This is a genomic window from Streptomyces sp. NPDC057438, from assembly GCF_042802995.1.
Taxonomy (GTDB): domain Bacteria; phylum Actinomycetota; class Actinomycetes; order Streptomycetales; family Streptomycetaceae; genus Streptomyces.
Window position 1 is genome coordinate 1 of sequence record NZ_JBHVDD010000185.1, and the last position, 3465, is coordinate 3465.

2 protein-coding genes and 2 pseudogenes are annotated in these 3465 nt (G+C 67.4%); 1 reads left to right on the forward strand and 3 read right to left on the reverse strand.

The features are described from left to right. Positions 1-243 (forward strand): annotated as a pseudogene (locus ACFU5F_RS42155) (hypothetical protein); the annotation flags it as partial. A 170-nt stretch (positions 244-413) separates the two neighbouring features. On the opposite strand, the pseudogene ACFU5F_RS42160 reads toward ACFU5F_RS42155, so the two are convergent. The 3 genes and pseudogenes from ACFU5F_RS42160 to ACFU5F_RS42170 all read right to left on the reverse strand — a co-directional run. Beyond that, positions 414-1172 (reverse strand): annotated as a pseudogene (locus ACFU5F_RS42160) (IS3 family transposase); the annotation flags it as partial. A 132-nt stretch (positions 1173-1304) separates the two neighbouring features. Further along, positions 1305-1610, reverse strand: coding sequence for a transposase (locus ACFU5F_RS42165; RefSeq protein ID WP_338783718.1), 306 nt, complete (start codon positions 1608-1610; stop codon positions 1305-1307). A gap of 376 nt (positions 1611-1986) precedes the next feature. Next, positions 1987-3273 (reverse strand): IS256 family transposase, encoded by a 1287-nt coding sequence (locus ACFU5F_RS42170; RefSeq protein ID WP_383898970.1) that lies wholly within the window; start codon positions 3271-3273, stop codon positions 1987-1989. Positions 3274-3465: the final 192 nt, after the last annotated feature.

The window sequence follows — 3465 nt, forward strand, 5'->3', positions numbered from 1 at the left end:
GGCTGGTCGTTCTCCGCCGGATGGGGCAGCCAGCAAAAGCTGAACGTCACACTGGTGAAGCCCGAGCTGGTCGTGGAAGTCGGCGTCGACGTCGCCCGCGACGCCTCCGACCGATGGCGCCACCCCGCACCGCTGGCACCGTGCCCGCCCCGACCTCTCCCCCGCGGACGTCCCCCACCTGACGTCACCGCCGCACTGACGGCTGCCCCGGCGCGGCGGCCCCGCCGACGCGCAACCGGCTGAGCGCGCCCCGATCCCCGGCCGCGTCCACGCCGCCCATCCCGCCCTCCTCATCCTCAACTCCAGCCAGCGCATGGCCGAAGGAGGTCGCAACGGCGGTCAGCAACCCGACCACGCCATAACTAGACTGCACGGGATGTTGAAGTTTCCCCGTGATGCTGGACACTCGATGCTTACGCTGCGAGGGCGTGTTCTTGCTCGTGTCGCTGCCGGGTCTCCAGCGGGGTGAGGTAGCCCCAGGCTGGATGCCTCCGCAGCCGCTTGCGGTTGTAGAAGGTCTCGATGAAGGTGAAGATCTCAGCGCGGGCAGTGGTCCGGTCGGGCCAGCGGCGGGTGCCGATCTCCGCTTTCAGCAGTGCGAAGAAGCTCTCGGCGGCGGCATTGTCGTAGCACGAGCCGGTTCGGCCCATGCTCTGCCGCAGGCCCAACCTGCTTATTTTCCGGCGGAGTTCGTCAGCGGTGTACTCGGCTCCGCGGTCCGAGTGCACGATGCAGCCGGTCTGGAGCCGGCCACGTCCGGCGGCCATCGTCAGTGCGTCGGCCACCAGGGATGCGCGGTGGTGGTCGGCCATCGAGTAGCCGACGATCTCGCGGGTTGCCAGGTCCAGCCAGGTCGCCAGATACAGCCAGCCCTCGTCGGTGGGAATGTAGGTGATGTCACCGACCAGTTTCTGCCCCGGGGCGGCGGCCGTGAAGTCGCGTCCGATCAGGTCGTGAGCGGGCACGGCCTTCTTCGCCGGACGGGTCAGCGACCGGCGCTTGCGCCGGGTGACCCCGGTGATGTCGCGCTCACGCATGATCCGCTCCACTCGCTTGCGGTTGACCCGCCGGTCCAGCCTGCGCAGTTCGGCGTGGATGCGCGGCACTCCGTAGGTGCACCGGGAGGCGATGTGCAAGACGGTGATCTCGTGGGCCAGGGCGTCGTCGGCGGGCCCGGCGGGCGGCGCGGGCCTGCTTGCCGGCCATCCAGGCGTAGAAGGAGGAGCGGGCCACCTTCAGCAGCCGGCACAACAGAGCAACATGGTGGGTGGTCTTCTCCGCCTCGATGAACGCATACACGTCGTTCATCGATCGCTCTCCTTCGCGAAGAAGACCGCCGCTTTTCGCAGCACCTCGATCGTCTCGGCCTGCTCACGGTTCTGCCTCCGCAGCCGACGCAGTTCCTCCCGCTCCGCGCTCGTGAGCTCGCCCGGCACCCCCTGCCCGCGGTCGATCGTGTCCTGCTTGACCCAGTTCCGCAGGCCCTCGGCGCTGACCCCGATCTCCCGGGCCACCTCGGTGACGGTCTTGCCGGAGGACCGGACCAGCGCGACCGCGTCGCGCTTGAACTCCTCCGAGTACCGCCTGCTGCGGTTGCTCTTACTTCCCACCTGGCACTACTTCCTCTGGAACCTCACGTCCCAGTCTCCAGGTGTCCAACATCAAGGGGAAGCTTCATGTTCCTCATGCAGCCCGTGCTGGAGGGGCAATCGGCGCTGTCACCTTGCTCGACCGGATGGGACGATCTTCTGTTGATCGTATTGGAGGGGGCTGTACGTGGGGCCCGTGTCACCGTGTACAAGGGGCACCGGTACCCGGGGGAGCAGATCACCGGCGTTGCCGGCCTGCCCACCACACCGTAAGTAACACAGCCGGAACCCGACTCCACCACGCCCCGGCACACCGTCAGACCCCACACCGTGACAACGCCTCCCCGCGGCTGGGCCGGGGTCTGTGTAGCGAACGGTGGAACTCGGTCGGTTTTGTTCAGCGGCGTCCAGCGGTGAGCCGGCCGTCGAAGGTGATGTCGAAGGCTTGGAGCGCGGCCTTCCACCGCATGGTCCAGCGTTTGCGTCCGGTGCCGGTCGGGTCCAGGCTCATGACTGCCAGGTAGACGCACTTGAGAGCCGCCTGGTCGGTGGGGAAGTGCCCTCGGGCCCGGACGGCCTTGCGGATCCGCGCGTTGATGCTCTCGATCGCGTTGGTGGTGCAGACGATCTTGCGGATCTCCACGTCGAACCGGAGGAAGGGCACGAACTCCGCCCAGGCCGCCTCCCAGAGCCGGACGATCGCCGGATACTTCCCGCCCCAGGCATCGGTGAACTCCACGAACCGCTCCAGCGCGGCTTCCTCGGTCGGCGCGGTATAGACGGGCCTGAGCGCCTTCGCGATCTTCTCCCAGTCCTGCCGGGCCGCGTAACGAAAGCTGTTCCGCAGCAGGTGAACGACGCAGGTCTGGACGATCGTCGCAGGCCAGATGGTGTTCACGGCGTCCGGGAGGCCGGTCAGGCCGTCGCAGACCAGCATCAGGACATCGGCCGCGCCGCGGTTTTTGATCTCGGTCAGGACCTGGAGCCAGTACTTTGCACCTTCACCGCCGTCGCCGATCCACAGGCCCAGGATGTCCCGGTGTCCCTCGGCGGTGACCGCCACCGCCATGTAGACGGGCCGGTTGGCGACCTGCCCGTCCCTGACCTTCACGTTCACGCAGTCGATGAAGACGACCGGGTAGACGCTGTCCAGCGGGCGGTTCTGCCATTCCGTCATGCCGGCCATCACGCTGTCGGTGATCGTGGAGATCGTGGACTTGGAGATCTCCGCGCCGTACACCTCGGCGAGATGCGCGGAGATCTCCCCATGCGTCAGCCCCTTTGCCGACAGCGACAGAACCATCTCGTCCACCCCGCCCAGACGCCGCTGCCGCTTCTTGACCAGCTGGGGCTCGAACGACCCGGCCCGGTCCCGCGGCACCGCGATCTCGACCGGCCCCGACTCGGTGATCACGGTCTTGGACCGGTGCCCGTTACGGTAGTTGTCCCGGCCGCCCTCGGCCCGCTCGCCAGGCTGGTGCCCCAGATGATCAGTGAGTTCGCCCTCCAGCGCGGACTCCAGCACCCGCTTGGTCAGCTGCTGCAGGAGACCGCCTTCCCCGGTGAGTCTCACGCCACCGGCCTGGGCTCGGGCAACCAACTCGGCGACCAGCCCGTCATCCACGGCGCTCGTCCCACTCACAGGGGCCTTCCCGGCCTCGGTGTCACTCGTCACGTCAGTCATCAACTGTCGCTTCCAGTTCGGGAGTTACACCGCTCACCGTACAGACCCACACGGGCGAGGAACCCAGGGATCCACAGTAGGGGCAGAGCAAGTCACATACTGACTTCGGCTTGTCAGGGTGACGGTGGTTCGTCGAGGGCCAGGCCGGTGCCGGCTATGAAGCCGTCGAGGGTGTCTGGCCGGTACTGAAGG